This window comes from Mycobacterium pinniadriaticum, from assembly GCF_026242045.1.
In the GTDB taxonomy this organism is placed as follows: Bacteria; Actinomycetota; Actinomycetes; order Mycobacteriales; family Mycobacteriaceae; genus Mycobacterium; species Mycobacterium pinniadriaticum.
The window spans coordinates 58,744-76,469 of the sequence record NZ_JAPJDO010000026.1 but is presented as its reverse complement, the minus strand read 5'-3'; the positions used below and the strand labels follow the sequence as shown (position 1 = coordinate 76,469).

Annotated in this window: 21 protein-coding genes; 14 read left to right on the top strand and 7 right to left on the bottom strand. The window is 67.2% G+C overall.

Annotated features, from left to right (window positions below; genetic code table 11):
* Positions 1-2: 2 nt before the first annotated feature.
* A complete protein-coding gene (locus ORI27_RS23625; RefSeq protein WP_265999494.1) occupies positions 3-704 on the bottom strand; it encodes a TetR/AcrR family transcriptional regulator in 702 nt (233 codons plus the stop codon).
* Between the two features lie 97 nt (positions 705-801).
* Between ORI27_RS23625 and ORI27_RS23620 the strand changes: the two genes are divergently transcribed.
* The 6 genes from ORI27_RS23620 (at position 802) to deoC (ending at position 4,723) form a co-directional block, all read left to right on the top strand.
* Positions 802-2,136, top strand: coding sequence for a DUF445 domain-containing protein (locus ORI27_RS23620; RefSeq protein WP_265999493.1), 1,335 nt, complete (start codon positions 802-804; stop codon positions 2,134-2,136).
* Between the two features lie 90 nt (positions 2,137-2,226).
* On the top strand, positions 2,227-2,619 hold the full coding sequence (locus ORI27_RS23615) for a helix-turn-helix domain-containing protein (protein ID WP_265999492.1): 393 nt from the start codon (positions 2,227-2,229) through the stop codon (positions 2,617-2,619).
* A gap of 63 nt (positions 2,620-2,682) precedes the next feature.
* The gene (locus ORI27_RS23610) at positions 2,683-3,285 is read left to right on the top strand and encodes a heparin-binding hemagglutinin (protein ID WP_265999491.1); all 603 of its coding nucleotides are present in this window, start codon (positions 2,683-2,685) and stop codon (positions 3,283-3,285) included.
* A 57-nt stretch (positions 3,286-3,342) separates the two neighbouring features.
* Entirely contained in the window at positions 3,343-3,618 is a 276-nt protein-coding gene (locus ORI27_RS23605) for a DUF2516 family protein (RefSeq protein ID WP_407666409.1), read from the top strand.
* Between the two features lie 23 nt (positions 3,619-3,641).
* Positions 3,642-4,034 carry a DUF2599 domain-containing protein gene (locus tag ORI27_RS23600; RefSeq protein ID WP_265999489.1) on the top strand — a complete coding sequence of 131 codons (393 nt, stop codon included), beginning with the start codon at positions 3,642-3,644 and terminating at the stop codon, positions 4,032-4,034.
* Entirely contained in the window at positions 4,034-4,723 is a 690-nt protein-coding gene (gene deoC, locus ORI27_RS23595) for a deoxyribose-phosphate aldolase (RefSeq protein ID WP_265999488.1), read from the top strand. The genes ORI27_RS23600 and deoC overlap by 1 nt, the downstream gene beginning before the upstream one ends.
* A 27-nt stretch (positions 4,724-4,750) precedes the next feature.
* On the opposite strand, the gene ORI27_RS23590 is transcribed toward deoC, so the two are convergent.
* The 5 genes from ORI27_RS23590 to ORI27_RS23570 are packed head-to-tail and all read right to left on the bottom strand — an operon-like array spanning position 4,751 to position 8,342.
* Positions 4,751-5,701 (bottom strand): LmeA family phospholipid-binding protein, encoded by a 951-nt coding sequence (locus ORI27_RS23590; RefSeq protein WP_323055659.1) that lies wholly within the window; start codon positions 5,699-5,701, stop codon positions 4,751-4,753.
* The gene (locus tag ORI27_RS23585) at positions 5,698-6,519 is read right to left on the bottom strand and encodes a carbon-nitrogen hydrolase family protein (protein WP_265999487.1); all 822 of its coding nucleotides are present in this window, start codon (positions 6,517-6,519) and stop codon (positions 5,698-5,700) included. Before ORI27_RS23585 ends, ORI27_RS23590 begins: the two co-directional genes overlap by 4 nt.
* A 4-nt stretch (positions 6,520-6,523) precedes the next feature.
* Positions 6,524-7,309, bottom strand: a complete 786-nt coding sequence (locus tag ORI27_RS23580; protein WP_265999518.1) for a class I SAM-dependent methyltransferase — start codon at positions 7,307-7,309, stop codon at positions 6,524-6,526.
* Positions 7,302-7,814 carry a DUF2505 domain-containing protein gene (locus ORI27_RS23575; RefSeq protein WP_265999486.1) on the bottom strand — a complete coding sequence of 171 codons (513 nt, stop codon included), beginning with the start codon at positions 7,812-7,814 and terminating at the stop codon, positions 7,302-7,304. Before ORI27_RS23575 ends, ORI27_RS23580 begins: the two co-directional genes overlap by 8 nt.
* Positions 7,815-7,835: 21 nt before the next feature.
* Positions 7,836-8,342 carry a DUF2505 domain-containing protein gene (locus ORI27_RS23570; protein WP_265999485.1) on the bottom strand — a complete coding sequence of 169 codons (507 nt, stop codon included), beginning with the start codon at positions 8,340-8,342 and terminating at the stop codon, positions 7,836-7,838.
* 38 nt (positions 8,343-8,380) lie between these two features.
* Between ORI27_RS23570 and ORI27_RS23565 the strand changes: the two genes are divergently transcribed.
* The 3 genes from ORI27_RS23565 to ORI27_RS23555 all read left to right on the top strand — a co-directional run bounded on the left by ORI27_RS23565 (position 8,381) and on the right by ORI27_RS23555 (position 12,074).
* Positions 8,381-9,508 carry a UDP-N-acetylmuramate dehydrogenase gene (locus ORI27_RS23565; RefSeq protein WP_407666408.1) on the top strand — a complete coding sequence of 376 codons (1,128 nt, stop codon included), beginning with the start codon at positions 8,381-8,383 and terminating at the stop codon, positions 9,506-9,508.
* 157 nt (positions 9,509-9,665) lie between these two features.
* Positions 9,666-10,637, top strand: a complete 972-nt coding sequence (locus ORI27_RS23560; RefSeq protein ID WP_265999484.1) for a hypothetical protein — start codon at positions 9,666-9,668, stop codon at positions 10,635-10,637.
* A gap of 105 nt (positions 10,638-10,742) precedes the next feature.
* Entirely contained in the window at positions 10,743-12,074 is a 1,332-nt protein-coding gene (locus tag ORI27_RS23555) for a L,D-transpeptidase (RefSeq protein WP_265999516.1), read from the top strand.
* On the opposite strand, the gene ORI27_RS23550 is transcribed toward ORI27_RS23555, so the two are convergent.
* Positions 12,058-12,807, bottom strand: coding sequence for an SDR family NAD(P)-dependent oxidoreductase (locus ORI27_RS23550; RefSeq protein WP_265999483.1), 750 nt, complete (start codon positions 12,805-12,807; stop codon positions 12,058-12,060). The genes ORI27_RS23555 and ORI27_RS23550 overlap by 17 nt on opposite strands.
* A gap of 242 nt (positions 12,808-13,049) precedes the next feature.
* On the opposite strand from ORI27_RS23550, the gene mshA reads away from it, so the two are divergent.
* The 5 genes from mshA (at position 13,050) to regX (ending at position 17,716) form a co-directional block, all read left to right on the top strand.
* A complete protein-coding gene (gene mshA / locus ORI27_RS23545) occupies positions 13,050-14,345 on the top strand; it encodes a D-inositol-3-phosphate glycosyltransferase (protein ID WP_265999515.1) in 1,296 nt (431 codons plus the stop codon).
* On the top strand, positions 14,342-14,860 hold the full coding sequence (locus tag ORI27_RS23540; RefSeq protein ID WP_265999482.1) for a type III secretion system chaperone family protein: 519 nt from the start codon (positions 14,342-14,344) through the stop codon (positions 14,858-14,860). Before mshA ends, ORI27_RS23540 begins: the two co-directional genes overlap by 4 nt.
* Before the next feature lie 94 nt (positions 14,861-14,954).
* Entirely contained in the window at positions 14,955-15,701 is a 747-nt protein-coding gene (locus ORI27_RS23535; RefSeq protein ID WP_265999481.1) for a phosphoglyceromutase, read from the top strand.
* A 129-nt stretch (positions 15,702-15,830) separates the two neighbouring features.
* Positions 15,831-17,033, top strand: a complete 1,203-nt coding sequence (locus ORI27_RS23530; RefSeq protein WP_265999480.1) for a sensor histidine kinase — start codon at positions 15,831-15,833, stop codon at positions 17,031-17,033.
* Positions 17,030-17,716 carry a two-component sensory transduction protein RegX gene (gene regX / locus ORI27_RS23525; RefSeq protein ID WP_265999479.1) on the top strand — a complete coding sequence of 229 codons (687 nt, stop codon included), beginning with the start codon at positions 17,030-17,032 and terminating at the stop codon, positions 17,714-17,716. Before ORI27_RS23530 ends, regX begins: the two co-directional genes overlap by 4 nt.
* Positions 17,717-17,726: the final 10 nt, after the last annotated feature.

Below are 17,726 nucleotides of genomic sequence, written 5' to 3'. Positions count from 1 at the left end.
CCTCACGTGAGCTTGGTCGGCAGCAACGGGGAAGGGTGCGGGACGGATCTGAACATATCCAGCGAGCCACCGGCCTCGACGATGCCGCACAGTGCGTTCCAGCACAGCATGGTCAGGTAATCGATCAGTTCACCACTGGTCATCCGAGGATTCGACATCCATGAGTGCGTCGCCAACTGGACGCCGCCGACGATCAGGTAGGCCCAGGGCTCCACGCCGCCGGTGTCCATTCCGGCCCGTTTCATGCGCCTGCGCAGCACCACCGCGAGCATCCTGGCGATGATTTGCTCCGAGTCGGCGATGACTTTGTTTTTGCTGGCCGAACTGTTTGCCATCACGAATCGGTACGGTTCGGGCTCGTTGGCGACGGTGTCCACGTACACCCGGATGATCTCGCGGGTGAGGTCGAAACCGTCGAGGTTCGACGACAGCGCGGCGGCCATGTTGGGGATCAGGGTGGTCTGCGCGAAGCGCATCATGACCGCGGTCGTCAGGTCGTTCTTGTCGACGAAGTAGCGGTACAAAACAGTCTTGGAGACGCCGATTTCCGCAGCTATCTCGTCCATGCTGACGTCACGACCGCGCTGGCGGATGGCCTCGAGCGCGCCGTCCACCAATTCGGTGCGGCGCTCAACCTTGTGCTGATGCCAGCGTCGCTTCCGACCATCGGTCTTGGCGGGCCCATGGTTAGTCTGCTCTGCCACTGTCGCGGAGTCCGTCCCCTCGTTCTCGACGATTCTACGGTCAGTTCGAACGGCGACGTCACATTAACTGGGTCGCCGGATAGCGGATGATGGTGGTGTGGCAAAACATCGCGAGCTCCCGGCGTTGCCGGACAGAGTGGCCCGCGCCGGCACCTCGTTTGCGGAATCGTTCGCCGGGGCCGACCCGGAAGCGGATGCACAGCGTCGCCGTGCGCTGCGCCGGATGAAGGCCGTGGCGCTGGGCTTCCTGATCGGTGCCACGGTGATTTTCCTCCTCTGCCGGTGGGGTCAGGCTCAGGGCGGACCGGCGTGGATCGGCTACGTCGGGGCCGCCGCTGAGGCGGGGATGGTCGGCGCGCTCGCCGACTGGTTCGCCGTCACGGCGCTGTTCCGTCATCCACTGGGGCTGAAGATCCCGCACACAGCGATCATCAAACGCAAGAAGGATCAGCTCGGCGAGGGGCTGGGCACCTTCGTGCGGGAGAACTTCCTGTCCCCGGAGGTGGTGGAAACCAAGCTGCGGGACGCCGAGGTGGCCGGCCGGCTGGGCAAGTGGTTGTCCGAACCGTCGCACGCCGCACGGGTGGCCACCGAGACGGGCACCGTGCTGCGGGTCGTCGTGGAACTGCTCAACGACGAGGACATCCAGCAGGTGATCGACCGCACCATCGTCAAACGGCTTGCCGAGCCGCAGTGGGGGCCGCCTGTGGGCCGGGTGCTGGCGCAGTTGTTGGCCGAGAACCGCCAGGAGGCCCTGATTCAGCTGCTGTGCGACCGGGCCTTCCAATGGGCACTGGGCGCCGGAGACACGATCGAACGCGTCGTCACCCGCGACTCGCCCAGTTGGTCACCGCGATTCGTCGACCAGTTGGTGGGCGACCGGATCCACCGGGAGCTGATGGACTTCACCGACAAGGTGCGCCGAGATCCGAATCATGAACTGCGCCAATCGGCTACGCGCTTTCTGTTCGAGTTCGCCAACGATCTGCAGACTGATGACGCGACGATCGCACGCGCGGAGGCGGTCAAGGAACAGCTGATGGCGCGTGATGAAGTCACCCGCGCGGCCGAGACCGCGTGGAAGACGTTGAAGCGGTTGGTGCTTGACGGCGTTGACGACCCGGCAAGCACATTGCGCACGCGTATCACCGATTCGATCATGCGTATCGGTGAGTCGCTGCGCGACGACGCCGAGCTGCGCGACAAGGTGGACAACTGGATCGTGCGCGGAGCAGAGCATCTGGTCGGTCAATACGGGGCCGAGATCACCACGATCATCACCGACACCATCGAGCGCTGGGACGCCGAGGAGGCCAGTCGTCGGATCGAATTGCACGTCGGCCGGGATCTGCAGTTCATCCGGATCAACGGCACCGTGGTGGGTGCGCTGGCCGGCCTGATCATCTACACCGTGGCGCAATTCCTATTCTGACCTGCGCTAGCAAGTGCTTGCAAAAGTTAGCACCCCCGCGTAGTGTGGCATCCGTACGCACCGGATACCCGACGCGACGGGAGGTGAACCATGGCGCAAGACGCAGATCTTCAGGCTGTGGTGTCCAATGCCGCGCATGACATCGGGGGCTTCATCAGGGCGCAGCGTGAAGCCGCTCAGGTTTCGGTGCGACAGTTGGCCGAAAAGGCCGGTGTCAGCAACCCGTATCTCAGTCAGATCGAACGGGGGCTACGGAAACCTTCTGCGGAAGTTCTGAGCCAGATTGCCAAGGCACTGCGGATGTCGGCCGAGGTGCTCTACATCCGGGCTGGGATTCTCGAGCCCGGGGAGGCGAGCAAGGTGAACGACGCGATCATCGGAGACACCGTGATCACCGAGCGTCAGAAGCAGGTTCTGCTCGACATCTACACCTCGTTCTGTCAGCAGAACGAAGCTGCCCGTGAGGAGCTGTCGACTGAGTAACAACAGACCAGCAACCTCGAATTCCGTTAACTGACAATCGATTCACTGAAAGGAGCCACTACGATGGCTGAGAACCCCAATGTCGAGGACCTGAAGGCCCCGCTGCTTGCTGCTGTCGGTGCTGCCGATCTGGCCCTGGCCACTGTCAACGAGATCCTGATGACCCTGCGCGAGCGCGCCGAGGACGCCCGCAGCGAGGCCAACACCCGCGTCGAGGAGCGTCGCGCCGCGCTGACCAAGCTGCAGGAAGACCTGCCGCAGCGGGCCGAGGAGCTGCGCGGCAAGCTGTCGAGCGAGGAGCTGCGCAAGGCCGCCGAGGGCTATGTGGAGTCCGCGACTGCGACCTACAACAGCCTCGTCGAGCGCGGTGAGGCCGCTCTGGAGCGGCTGCGCAATCAGCCTGAGCTCAAGGAAGCCGCCGCCCGTGCCGAGGGCTATGTCGACCAGGCGGTCGAGCTGACGCAGGAGGCGCTGGGCAACGTGTCGTCGCAGACCCGTGCCGTCGGCGAGCGCGCGGCCAAGCTGGTCGGTGTCGACCTGCCGGCCAAGGCCCCGGCCAAGGCTCCGGCGAAGAAGGCTCCGGCCAAGAAGGCCGCTCCGGCCAAGGCCGCCGCCAAGAAGGCTCCGGCCAAGAAGGCTCCGGCCAAGAAGGTCACCCAGAAGTAATCCCACGACGAAATTCGTCAGCAAGGGCAAGACCCGCCTACCCTGGTAGCTGTGATGCTGCAAGGTGTGGCGGGTCTTGTCCTTCAGATCGTGTTCTGGGCGGTCACCGCGGTGACCATCTATGCGTTCGTCCATGCGGCGATGCAGCGGCCCGATGCCTACACCGCGGCTGAGAAGCTGACAAAGCCGGTGTGGCTGGTGATCCTCGGTATCGCGGGGTTGCTCTCGCTGTTCCTGGGCATCATGGGCGTGGCGATCGCCGCCGTGGCCTCCGGTGTCTACCTGGTGGACGTCCGGCCCAAACTGCTCGACGTCCAGGGGAAGTCCCGCTGAGCGCACGACGCCACCTGGCCGCGGTGCTCGCCGTCATCCCGGTCGGGCTGGGCTTGGCCGCCCCTGCCGCAGCCGACAACAACGCGTCACCACCGTTCATCGATCACGTCACATGGGTGCACTGGGGCGACTTGTCCAGCCTGCGGGTCTATCCCACCCGCGCCGGCCGTCAGGTGGCCGGTGAGCTGTTGAAACCCCAGTGGGACATCGATGAAGCCTGGGGCGAGGTCCTGGCGCTGGCACCGGATGCCGACCTCCCCGGAATGCGTGACCAATTCGTGTGTCATTTCCGCTTCGCGGAGATCGGTGAGCCCGGGAAAACCAGCTGGAACCTGGAACCGTGGCGGCCGGTGGTCGACGACGAGACGATGACCGCCGCGGGCTGCAACCCCGGCGGTGTCGAAGAGCCGTTCTGATGGTGACGATGCGCTCCCGGGGTGAGGTCGCGGCACTCGTTGATCACACCCTGCTCAAACCCGAGGCCACCGAGGCCGACGTGGCTGCCCTCGTCGACGACGCCGCCGACCTGGGCGTGTTCGCGGTATGTGTGTCTCCGTCGATGGTGTCCTGCGCACACAAGGCCGTCGACGCCCGTCCGGAGCGCCTCGCCATCGCCGCGGTCGCCGGCTTCCCGTCCGGCAAGCACCTGCCGGTCATCAAGGCCCGCGAGGCGGCGGTGGCCGTCGAATCCGGCGCCGACGAGATCGACATGGTCATCGACGTCGGGGCGGCGCTGGCCGGCAACTTCGCCGAGGTGGCCGCCGATATCGCAGCGGTCCGAACCGCCGTCCCCGGCGTGGTGCTCAAGGTGATCGTCGAGTCGGCCGCCCTGCTCAGCCTCGCCGATGAACACACGCTGGTTGCGGCGTGCCGGGCCGCCGAGGAATCCGGCGCGGACTTCGTCAAGACATCCACCGGATTCCATCCCGCGGGCGGTGCATCGGTGGTCGCGATCGAGATCATGGCCGGCACCGTGGGCGGTCGGCTCGGTGTCAAGGCCAGCGGTGGCATCCGCACCGCCGAGCACGCGGTGGCGATGCTCGACGCCGGCGCCACCCGCCTCGGGTTGTCCGGGACGCGAGCGGTTCTCGACGGGCTGGGCTAGGGGCAGTCGAGTGGCGCCTGCCCCGGGCTACACCCCGGCGAAGCAGGGGTCTTGCTGGCCGTTGGGAATGGTCGCGTTGCGGGTGATGAACTTGGCGGTGACGCCGTCGTCGGTGACCGCGACGCTATCGGCGTGAATGCCCATCGGCAGGTTCTTGGTCAACGCGGTCATGAACGCGTCCAGCGCCGGCTGCACGGCTTCCCTCGGCAGCGTCATCCCCAGCCCGCTCAGGCTGACGACCTGCAGGTTCAGCGCATTGTTCGTCACCGTCGGCTTGACGGTGACCGTGCCCAGCGCGCCTTGCAGTTCGATGGTTCCTTCCGACGGAGAAGTCGTCACTCCGCTGACCAGACTGCCCAGGAACGGGATGGCGTCCTGCACGGTCTGCTTGATGCCCTCGCTGGACCAGGTGATGTTGGCGTCCAGCGCGCCCATCGTGCCGGCCGAGTCCGCGGTCTGGTTGATCCGGACGTCATCGAGGAGAAGGTCGAGCTTCATGCCCTTGGCTTGACGGATCTGATTTCCCGCGGTCTGTACCGAGATGTCGTTGTAGTGCTTCGACAAGTGCTGAAGCAGGAACGGCCGGGCTCCGAATGACACGCTGGCCTGATCTTGCACCACGCAGGACACGGCGCGGGACACCACGGTATCGGCCACGTGGCGCACGTAGAGCTCGGTGCCCAGCAGCCCGGCGATCGCCAGCGCGACGACGATGATCAGCGACAGGACGATCGACAGCGGGTCGCGCAGGAACCCCCGCTTGGGCTCCTCGGGCTCCACCGGCGGCGCAGGCGGCACAGGAGCAGTAGGCGGTGGCGGCGCGGCGTGCGGGATGTGCTGGGTCGGCGCATCGGCGGGGCCGCCCGGTCGCGGGATGTACTCGGTGGGTGTGCCCTGCCCCGGGGCCGCGGGCCAAGCCGGGGTGGTCGGGTCGCCGGGGCCGACGGGATGACTCGGACCTTGTGGCGGATACGTCACCTGCGCGATTCTGCCTTATCAGCCTGAGCGAACTCTGAGCGGTTACGCAGCACGCCGAGCGTTTCCCGCACCGGGGCGACCCGATCGATGTCAATATCGGCCACCACCAGCTGGGGATCGTCGCCCGCCGACGCCACCACCTCGCCGAGGGGGGAGGCCACCAGGCTGCCGCCCACGCCGGTGGGTGCCTTGGACGCCATCGCCATCTCGTCACCGGGATAGCCCTGGTCGACGGCGGCGACGAAACACGTGGAGTCCAGGGCGCGGGCGCGGGCCAGCAGGGTCCACTGCTCGAGCTTGCCCGGCCCGGCACCCCACGATGCGCTGACGGTGATCAGCTGCGCTCCCCGGTCGGCGAGCTCGGTGTAGAGGGTGGGAAAGCGGATGTCATAGCACAGGGTGAGTCCGACGCCGACGCCGTCGATGGTGATCACCACCGGTTCCCGGCCCGGCGCGACGGCCTCGGATTCGGAGAATCCGAACGCGTCGTACATGTGGATCTTGTCGTAGTGCGCGTCGACGCCGGGGCCGACGGCCAGCATCGTGTTGGTGACCCGCCCGTCGGGGGCCGGGGTGAACATGCCGACGGCCACGGTGATCCCCGCACTGTCGGCGATGTGACGCACCCGGTTGGCCCACGGTCCATCGAGCGGCTCGGCCACCGGGGCCAGGGGAACGCCGAACCGGCACATCGTGCCCTCGGGGAACACCACGAACCGGGCGCCGGCGTCGGCGGCGCGGCGGGTGTAGTCCTCGACCAGCTCGAGGTTCGCGGTCGGATCGGTATCCGACAGCAATTGGGCGAGCGCAATCCGCATGGGCCTAGCCTACGGCGGGCGCCACCGTCGCCCACGGCACGGTGAACACGGCATCGCGGGCATTGCGCCGGTGCGCCTCGATCGGGATGCCGGCGCCGCGGAGCTCGGCGAGCATCGCTCGCCAGCGGTCCCGCGGACCGAACACCGAGTGCCCCGCCGACGTCGCCCACGCGCGGTCGGCCGACGACAGCAGAGTGTGAATGGGTTGACCCGGAATATTGTGGTGGATAAGCACTTTCGGCAATCGCTCGGCCAGATCTGACGGCCGCTCGATGTGCCGCGGGTCGCAGGCCAGCGTCAGGCTCACCGGACCTTCGCGATCCAGCAGCACCCAGCAACAGCGCCTGCCGAGCTCGTCGCAGGTGCCGTCGACGATCAATCCGCCCGGGGCCAGTCTCGACTGCATCTCCGCCCAGGCCTGCGCCACCGCGTCTTCGGGGTACTGTCGCAGCACGTTGAAGGCCCGCACCAGAATCGGTCTCAGTCGGGCGAGTTCGAAACCGCCCACCCTGAATTCGACGCCGTCCACACCGGGAACCACCCGTTGTGGATCGATCTCCAGGCCGACCACCCGAATGTCGGTCCGTACCGCGCGTAACCGTGCCGCCAGTTCCAGTGTGGTGACGGGCAATCGGCCGTACCCGAGGTCGATGACCACCGGGTCGTCCGACGCCTCCAGCGCCGCCCGCACCAGCGGCGAGTTCACCAGCCAGCGGTCGGCACGCCGCAGCCGGTTGGCGTTGGTGGTGCCGCGGGTCGGAACTCCGACCGGGCGAGGTGGCCTAGTAATGGCCGGCGATCCAGTCGCGGGTGAAATCCCGTTCGCTGTCGAATAATCCGCGCAGGCCGTCCAGCACCCATTGTTCGATCTTGCCGCCGACCAGCGGCACGTTGACCTTGCACAGACTGCGCAGGCGAAGCTCGCTGCCGTCGGTGGTCTGCTGAAGCACATAGGTTCCGTCGAAGTTCAACGGCGCCGCGGGCACCAGGGCGCGGTAATGCCCGTCGGCCGAATTCGTCGCGGGATCGAACGGGTCGAAATGTTGTTCGCGGGTGATGGTGAGCCGCAACGGAACCACCGCGGCAACCAACGACGGCATGTCCCTGCGGGACACCGTGTGGGTGAAGACGATGTCGGTGCCGGAATCGTCGGAATGAAACCGGGTCATTTCGGAATCGGTGTGACGCTGGTGTTCGGCGATCAGATCTTCCCAATACGCGCGGCTGGTGAAGCTCTGGTAGAGGTCGGCGACCGGCTTGTCGAGCCCGATGACGTAGTCCATGCGGCGGGACATGAGGCAACCGTACCTGCGGTGTCAGCCGTTCTCAGCGATCCACCTGGTGGTGAACCGTTGTTCGGCGATCAGAAGGTCGACGAGCTGATTGCCGATGAAGTTCTCCACCTTGCCGCCCACCAGCGGGATGCGTACCTCGACGGTGGCCCGAAAAGCCAAGCGCGCCCGCAGATCCGACGGGGCCAGCTGGGCGCTACCGGTCAACATCACCGGCGCGCCGGGGATGCTGCCACTGACGCTGGCTTCGGCCTGGCCGGCCATCAGACCGGTCCAGCTCTCGGCCCGTCGGATCTCCAGATCACCGTGGTGGAACTGGGTGACCACGGCTGGCAGCCGGTCGGCGCGCAACAGCTGGGTGGTGCTCACCTCGACGCCGCCGTCGGGGGTCAGCTCCAGGGAGTTCAGCGTCGCGTCGTCGGCTCCCGAATCGGCCAGCCGGGCCAACCAGTACTGCTCGTTGCGCAATGCCTGGTGCACCTGTTTGACGCTGCCCTCGTAGTCGGTGGCCATGTCGAATGAACGCGGCATAGCTGGTGAGGCTACCGTTACGGGCCGTGGGATCCGGGATTGAGCACGGCGGGGGAGAGCGAAGCGACCCGGGGAAGGGCTACGGCGGGCCGGAGCGGAGCGACCCGGGGTTGAGCTATGCCGGCGCGGCGGTTGCCGAGAACGTCCCGCTGGCGCCGCTGACCACCCTGCGGGTCGGCCCGGTCGCGCGCAGGGTCATCACCTGCACCACCTCAGAGCAGATCACGGCGACGCTCGGCGTACTCGACCAGGCCGGCGACGGTCCGGTCCTGGTGCTCGCGGGTGGGTCGAACGTGGTGATCGCCGACGACCTCACCGACCTGACCGTGGTCCGGCTGGCCAACCGCGCTGTCGGTATCCACGGTGGCCGGCTGCGCGCCGAGGCCGGAGCGGTCTGGGATGACGTGGTGGTGGCCGCCGTGGCGGCCGGACTGGGCGGACTGGAATGCCTGTCCGGGATCCCCGGTTCGGCCGGGGCGACACCGGTCCAGAACGTCGGGGCCTACGGCGTGGAAGTGGCTGACTACCTGACCCGTGTTCGACTGCTGGACCGGAAGCGTTCGCGGGTGCGCTGGGTGCCCGCCGGCGAACTGGGACTCGGATACCGGCACAGCGCGCTGAAGAACTCTTCTGATGCGGTGGTGCTCGAGGTGGAGTTCGAACTCGACCCAGCGGGCCGGTCCGCCCCGCTGCGCTACGGCGAGCTGGCCGAGGCTCTCGGTGTGGGGGTGGGGGAGCGGGCCGCGCCGGCCGCGGTGCGTGCGACCGTGCTGGCGCTACGCGCCCGCAAAGGTATGGTGCTCGACGCCGACGACCACGACTCCTGGAGCGTCGGATCGTTTTTCACCAACCCCGTCGTCCCGGCCGAGCGCTTCGAGGAACTCCAGGCCGGCCGCGAGGATCCGGTGCCGCACTACCCGGCACCTGACGGGGTCAAGCTGGCTGCGGGCTGGCTGGTCGAGCACGCCGGCTTCGGTAAGGGCTATCCGGGCGCTCAGGGTGCGCCGTGCCGGCTGTCGACCAAGCATGCGCTGGCCGTGACCAACCGCGGTACTGCGACCACCGCGGACGTGCTGGTGCTGGCGCGCACCGTCCGCGACGGGGTCCGCGACGTGTTCGGTATCACGTTGGTGCCCGAACCCGTGCTGGTCGGCTGTTCGCTGTAGCACGGGACAACACCGGCCAGACAGAGGGTCGGGCAACCCGACGGCGACACAACTTTGTGAATCTCCTGATAATTAACCCGGGCGACGAAAAATAGGGAGAATGGTTGCTTGTCAGCCCGCTCACGGGTTTGCTTCAACGACTTACGGGGGATTTGAGATGGCCAGTGGGACCACGAAAACTGCCAAGCAAGGACGCAACCGCGCGCTGTCAGTCAGAACTTGGCTGGGTGCGGGTGCGCTGACCATCGGCGTGGGTGCTGCCATGGCCGCCGCATCGGGGGTGGCCCAGGCCGACACCGGCGCTCACCACGCCACGGGGTCGTCGACCTCGGCGAGCAAGCACGAAGCCGGGCCGAAGCACGCCACGGCCGGCTCGGCTCGGTCACTGGTCAAGGTGAGCAAGCCGGCCGCGAGCCCAGCCGCCGCTGTCACATCGACAACCAGGGCGCAGGCCAAGGCCAAATCCGCCGCGTCGAGCCCGTCCGCCGCTTCTCAGACGGTGGAGGATACGCAGACCGTCGACACTCCGATCGGTCCCATCACGGTGAAGATTTCGTCGACCGTTCCGGACCCCGGCGAGAGCGGCCCGGTGTCGTTGAGCCTGAATGCGAGCACACCGATCGGCAACGCGCTGTTCTCGCTGTCGGGGAATGAGACCTTCGTCACGGACCCCGCCGTGAAGGCCACGTTCTCGATCACCGATGGGACGCTCAAGGTTCCGGCTCCGGTCGCATTGATCGCCAGCGGCGCCGGCGCCGTGCTGGCCGGCGGACTCGCCGCGTACGACAGCTTCAACTCGTTCGTCTCCGCGGCACAGAGCGGCAATGTGGGAGGGGCGATCCTGGCATGGGCTGAGGCTGCGCCCAAGTTCACCCATGCGCTGCTATTCGGCACTGACACACTGACGTTGCCGCTCTCGACCGGGGACACCGGGCCGGTAGTCGAACTGGGCATTCCCATCGGCGGGTTGTTCTCCCCGCTTCGGTCGGTGTCGGTGAGCTGGGACGAGTACAGCTATGTCGACGAATCCACCGGAACGGAATTCGTGCTCGACGCGGCGGACATCAACTTCGCGGGATCGAAGTTCGGCGGTGCGGCGCCCGCGTTCCTGCAACTGTTCGGCCTCTGACCCGACCGGGCGCTGCGGGGCCTGGTCAGAGCACTTCGGTTGGCAGCACGACGGCTGGGTTCCGTATCTTGGATTGACGTGAGCCCAGCCGACCAACCGCCGCCGATGAACCGGCGACGGGCCCTGACAGCGCTGGTCCTCGGCGTTGCTGCGCCGGGTGCGCTGGCCGCGTGTGTGAGCAGGCCCGGCCAGAAGGCCGCGGCCCCGGAACCGCCGCCCACGCCGTCACTGGAATTCACCCCGGCCAACGATGCCCAGGATGTGCTGCCCACGACGGCGGTCAGCCTGCAGGTCAAGAACGGCTGGCTGCAGCACGTGGACCTGACCAATGCCGATGGCAAGGTGGTCGCCGGCACCCTCAACCGTGACCGCACGGCGTTCACCGTCACCGAGCCGCTTGGTTACGGCGCCTCCTACACCTGGGCGGGATCGGCAGTCGGTCGCGACGGCAAAGCGCTGCCCGTTGCCGCGTCGTTCACCACCGTCGACCCCACCACCAGGGTCAACGGCCAGTTCCAGCTGTCCGACGGGCAGACCGTCGGGGTGGCGGCGCCGATCATCCTGCAGTTCGACGCCGCGATCGACGACGAGCACAAGCCTGATGTCGAGCGGGCGCTGACCGTCACCACCGAGCCGCCGACCGAGGGCAGCTGGGCCTGGCTGCCCGACGAGGTGGGCGGCTCGCGGGCGCACTGGCGGACGCGGGAGTACTACCAGCCGGGAACCAAGGTCCACGTGGACGCCCGCCTCTACGGAGTGAGGTTCGGCGAGGATGCCTACGGCGCCACCGATTCGACGCTGGACTTCGACATCGGCCGCCGCCAGGTCGTCAAGGCCGACGCCCCGTCGCACCGCATCCAGGTGATCACCGACGACGGCGTCATCATGGACTTCCCGTGCAGCTACGGGGAGGCCGACCTGCCGCGCAACGTGACGCGCAGCGGAATTCACGTCGTCACCGAGAAGTATGCCGACTTCTACATGTCCAATCCGGCCGCCGGCTACAGCGATGTCCATGAACGCTGGGCGGTGCGGATCTCCAACAACGGCGAGTTCATCCACGCCAATCCCGCCTCGTCGGGCGCGCAGGGCAATACCAACGTCACCAACGGCTGCATCAACCTGTCGACCGGCGACGCCGAGCAGTACTTCGGGACGGCGGTGTACGGCGACCCGGTGGAGGTGACCGGCACGTCGATCGAGCTGTCCTACGCGGACGGCGACATCTGGGACTGGGCCGTGGACTGGAACGACTGGAAAGCCATGTCGGCGCTGTCCGATGCCCGGCCGGAGACAAGCATGCCCAGTAGCGCGCCGGCCACCCCGACCGACGCGCCGACCCTGTCGGGCACACCCACCACCACGACAACCACGACGAGCCCCACCACGACGGCGGGCGTGGAGACGACGACCGGCTCGGCTACGACCGGCGGTTGAACCGGCTGGCGCTGGCCTGGTCGCGGGGCCGGATGATGATCTGGTCCAGGTTGACGTGCGGCGGACGCGACGCGACGAAACCGATCACCTCGGCGACGTCGGCGGCCACCAGTGGCGTGATGCCGGAATACACCGCGTCGGCGCGCTGTTCGTCGCCGCCGAAGCGCACCAGGGAGAACTCCGTTTCGACCGCGCCTGGCGCGATCTCGGTGAGGCGCACCGGTTCTCCGAGGAGTTCGCCGCGCAGCGTCCGATGTAGCGCACCCTGGGCATGTTTGGCGGCGGTGTACCCGCCGCCGCCGTCGTAGACCTCCAGCGCGGCGATCGACGTGACGGTGACGATCAGCCCGTCTCCGGACTCGACGAGTCTGGGCAGCAGCGCCCGTGTCACTCGCAGCGTCCCCATGACGTTGGTCTCCCACATCCAGCGCCAATTGTCGAGATCCGCGTCGCCTATCGGTTCCAGTCCTTTGGCTCCACCAGCGTTGTTGACCAGCACGTCGACCCGGCCGAGCCCGGCCGCCAGTGCCTCGACCGCCGCGTCATCCGTGACGTCGGCCGTGACGGCGGTGCCGCCGATCTCGTCGGCCAGCCGCCGCAGGCGCTCCGCCCGACGGGCCACTGCGACGACGTGAAATCCCTGTGCTGCAAGGGTTTTAGCAGTAGCCTCGCCGATGCCGGAGCTCGCGCCGGTGACCACCGCCACGCGGGAATGGGCGTCTGGATTCGTCATCGGTCCAACTCTAGTAACTGTGTTAGGCCCCGAGGGCCTCGTCGTCGGCGGTCGGGGGTGGTCGAGGCGTCGTTCGCCGAACGCTTGGTGCTGCCGACGGGGGCATCCGGGTGACCGCCTTCGGCAACCGGGTGCAGAGGGCCGGGGCCGGCGCAGAACCGCCACGAAGCCCTGGACAGGGCAGGTGCAAAGATGGACACGTGCGGCACGCCCGGGAACTGACCGACGGTTCGATCGATGGCATGCCGCGACGTGTGGCGGTGTTATCGGTGCACACCTCGCCATTGGCGCAGCCCGGCACGGGCGATGCCGGCGGGATGAATGTCTACGTGCTGCAGACCGCGTTGCAGATGGCCCGCCGCGGGGTGGAGGTGGAGATCTTCACCCGGGCGACGTCGTCGTCGGACCAGCCGCTGGTGCGCGTCGCACCCGGGGTTCTGGTGCGCAACGTCGTCGCGGGTCCCTTCGAGGGACTCGACAAATATGACCTGCCGACCCAGTTATGCGCGTTCACCGCCGGGGTGCTGCGCGCCGAAGCCAACCACGAGCCCGGGTACTACGACATCGTGCACTCGCACTATTGGCTGTCCGGTCAGGTCGGCTGGCTGGCCCGCGACCGGTGGGCCGTGCCGCTGGTGCACACCGCCCACACGTTGGCCGCGGTGAAGAACGCCGCGCTGGCCGACGGCGACGCCCCGGAGCCGCCGCTGCGATCAGTCGGTGAACAACAGGTGGTGGACGAGGCCGACCGTCTGGTCGTCAACACCGAAGATGAAGCCCGCCAACTCATTTCGCTGCACAACGCCGATCCTCGGCGGATCGATGTGGTGTACCCCGGTGTCGATCTGGAAACGTTCAGCCCGGGCGACAGGCGTGCCGCGCGGGCCGTGCTCGGCCTGCCCGCCGACGAGCGGGTGGTTGCGTTCGTGGGCCGCATCCAGCCGTTGAAGGCACCCGATGTGCTGTTGCGTGCCGCCGCCCGGCTGCCCGGGGTGCGGGTGCTGGTCGCCGGCGGCCCGTCCGGCAGCGGTTTGGCCGCACCCGATGCTCTGGTGGGTCTGGCCGCCGAATTGGGTATCGCTGATCGGGTGACCTTCCTGCCCCCGCAGTCGCGCGAACAACTGGTCAATGTCTACCGAGCGGCCGATCTGGTCGCGGTGCCCAGCTATTCGGAATCGTTCGGGCTGGTCGCCGTCGAAGCGCAGGCCTGCGGGACGCCGGTGGTCGCGGCGGCCGTGGGCGGGCTGCCGGTGGCGGTGGCCGACGGAGTCAGCGGCGCATTGGTGTCCGGTCATGATCCCGGCCCCTGGGCCGAGGCGATCGACGCAGTGCTGCGACGCGACCCGCAGGAGCTGGGCCGCGCTGCCGCCGCGCACGCACAGCGCTTCTCCTGGGCCAACACTGTCGACGGACTGTTGGCCAGCTACAGCGGGGCTATCACCGAATATGCCAGCGCGAGGCGGCGGAACGCGGCCGGTGATGCGCTGGCCCGGCGCAATGGCAGGCGCTGGTCGATGCGGCGCGGTGTGCGGGCATGACCTCGAACATTCAGCGGGTCATCGAGGCCGCGCTGGCTGAGCACGGCCTGGTCTACAGCCGTCACGAAGGCGCCCACGGCGGGCTGCCGGGGCTGATCGTCGAGCTGCCGGGCGAGCGCAAGCTGACGACGAACACCCTGCTGAGCATCGGTGAGCACTCGGTGCGTATCGAGGCGTTCGTCTGCCGCCAGCCCGACGAGAACCACGAGGGCGTTTACCGGTTCCTGCTCAGGCGCAACCGCCGGCTCTACGGCGTGGCCTACACGCTGGACAACGTCGGCGACATCTACCTCATCGGGCGGATGGCGCTTGATGCGGTGACCGCCGACGAACTCGACCGGGTACTCGGACAGGTGCTCGAGGCCGTCGACACCGACTTCAACACGTTGCTGGAGCTGGGCTTCAAATCATCCATCCAGAAGGAGTGGGCGTGGCGGGTGGCCCGCGGCGAATCGCTGAAGAACCTGCAGGCCTTTGAGCATTTGATTACCGAAGACGACGATGCGGGCCGCTGAGCGGCCCCAGGAGGAGTCGAGCACCTGATAGACGACGAGCAGGCGGGTGGCGACGGCCGCGACCGCTGAGCTCAGCCGTGAGAGGATTTCGGTTATGGCTGACTCCACACTGATCCTGCTGCGGCACGGCGAGAGCGAATGGAACGCGCTGAACCTGTTCACCGGGTGGGTGGACGTCGACCTCACGGATAAGGGCCGAGCCGAGGCGGTCCGGGGCGGGAAATTGATGGCCGAGCAGGGCCTGCTGCCCGATGTCCTCTACACCTCGCTGTTGCGGCGCGCGATCACCACCGCGCACCTGGCGCTCGATGCGGCGGACCGGTTGTGGATTCCGGTGCAACGGAGTTGGCGGCTCAACGAACGCCACTATGGCGCACTGCAGGGCTTGGACAAGGCCGAGACGAAGGAAAAGTACGGCGAAGAGCAGTTCATGTTGTGGCGGCGCAGCTACGACACCCCGCCGCCGCCGATCGAGCCGGGCAGTACCTACAGCCAGGACACCGACCCTCGCTACGCCGACATCGGAGGCGGACCGCTGACGGAATGCCTGGCCGACGTCGTCGCCCGCTTCGTGCCCTATTTCACCGAGACGATCGTCCCCGATCTGCAGGCCGGAAAGACGGTGCTGATGGTCGCGCATGGCAACTCGTTGCGCGCGTTGGTGAAATACCTGGACGGCATGTCCGACGCGGAGGTGGTGGGCCTGAACATCCCGACCGGAATCCCGCTGCGCTACGACTTGGATGCCGATCTGAAGCCGCGCGTGCCGGGCGGCACCTACCTCGATCCGGAGGCCGCGGCCGCCGGTGCCGCCGCGGTGGCCAGCCAGGGCGCCAAATAGCCGCTCCGGGTCGGGTTTGGGAAACATCCGGTGAACGACGGCCGAATACATGCGCGCTGAAGGTGTGACGTGTCCCGATTTGGCCGCACGCTGCTGGGATGACGTTCACCGGATGCGTACCATTTTCCTGTGAGTGTTGTCTCGGTGGCGCTATTGGCCACCGTCGCGGCGCTGGTCGCGCTCGCTTTCGGTCTTGGAATAGGGGCCGCACTCACTCCACGCATCCTCGAGCGCAGGCAGCGTCGCGCGATCACCGAAGCGGGGATCACGGTCTCGCAGATGTTGCAGCATGTGGTGTCACTCGCACCGATCGGCATGGTGGTCGTCGACTCGCATCGCGATGTGGTGTTCGTCAACGACCGGGCTACCGAGTTGGGCCTGGTACGTGACCGGCAACTCGACGAGCGGGCCTGGAATGCCGCACAGCGCGTGTTGGCCACCGGGGAGGGCGTCGAGGTCGACCTGTCCCAGCAGCAACGGGCCGCGGCCGGCCGATCGGGTCTTTCGGTGCGGGGACACGTCCGCTTGTTGAGTAAACAGGATCCGCGATTCGCGGTCGTCTATGTCGACGACCAGTCCGAGCAGGCCCGCATGGAAGCCAGCCGGCGCGACTTCGTGGCCAACGTCAGCCATGAGCTCAAGACACCGGTTGCGGCGATGGGCGTGCTGGCCGAGGCACTGCTGGAATCTGCCGACGATCCCGAGACGGTGGACCACTTCGGCAAGAAGATCCTCACCGAGTCCCAGCGGCTGGCCAACATGGTTGGTGAGCTGATCGAGCTGTCCCGCCTCCAGGGCGCCGAGCCGCTTCCCGACCTCGACGGCATCGATGTGGATTCCGTTGTCAACGAGGCGATTTCACGTCACAAGGTGGCCGCCGACAACGCCGACATCACGGTGACGACTGACGCGCCGAGCGGTTTCCGGGTGTTGGGCGATCAGTCGTTGTTGGTCACCGCACTGGCCAATCTGATCTCGAACGCGATCGCGTACTCACCGGACGGATCGAAGGTGTCGATCAGTCGCCGTCGCCGTGGCGACAACATCGAGATCGCGGTCACCGACCGGGGAATCGGAATTGCCCGCGCCGACCAGGAGCGGGTTTTCGAACGATTCTTCCGGGTCGACAAAGCCCGCTCCCGTGCCACCGGCGGCACCGGTTTGGGCCTGGCCATCGTCAAACATGTGGCCGCCAATCACAACGGCAGTATCCGGCTGTGGAGCCAGCCGGGCACTGGTTCGACGTTCACCCTGTCCATTCCCGCCTACCCCAACAACGACGACGAACCGGCCGACGAATCGGCCATTGACGAGGAGGCACTACGCCAATGACCAATGTGTTGATCGTGGAAGACGAAGAGTCGCTGGCCGATCCGCTGGCTTTTCTGCTCCGCAAGGAGGGGTTCGAGGCCACCGTGGTCGGTGACGGCCAGTCAGCCCTGGCTGAATTCGACCGATCCGGGGCCGACATCGTGCTGCTCGATCTCATGTTGCCCGGAATGACCGGCACCGATGTGTGCAAGCAGCTGCGCGCCCGCTCCAGCGTGCCGGTGATCATGGTCACCGCCCGCGACAGCGAGATCGACAAGGTGGTCGGCCTTGAACTCGGCGCCGACGACTATGTCACCAAACCGTACTCGGCGCGGGAACTGATCGCCCGCATCCGGGCGGTTCTGCGACGCGGCAGCGACACCGAGGACGCCGGTATCGGCGACGCCATCCTGGAGGCCGGCCCGGTGCGCATGGATGTCGAACGTCACGTCGTCACGGTCAACGGCGAGCCGATCACGTTGCCGCTCAAGGAATTCGATCTGCTGGAGTACCTGATGCGTAACAGCGGACGGGTGCTCACCCGCGGTCAGCTCATTGATCGGGTGTGGGGCGCGGACTACGTCGGGGACACCAAGACCCTCGATGTCCACGTCAAGCGATTGCGGTCGAAGATCGAAGCCGATCCGGCCAACCCGGTGCACCTGGTCACGGTGCGCGGTCTGGGTTACAAGCTGGAGGGCTAGCCGGGCCATC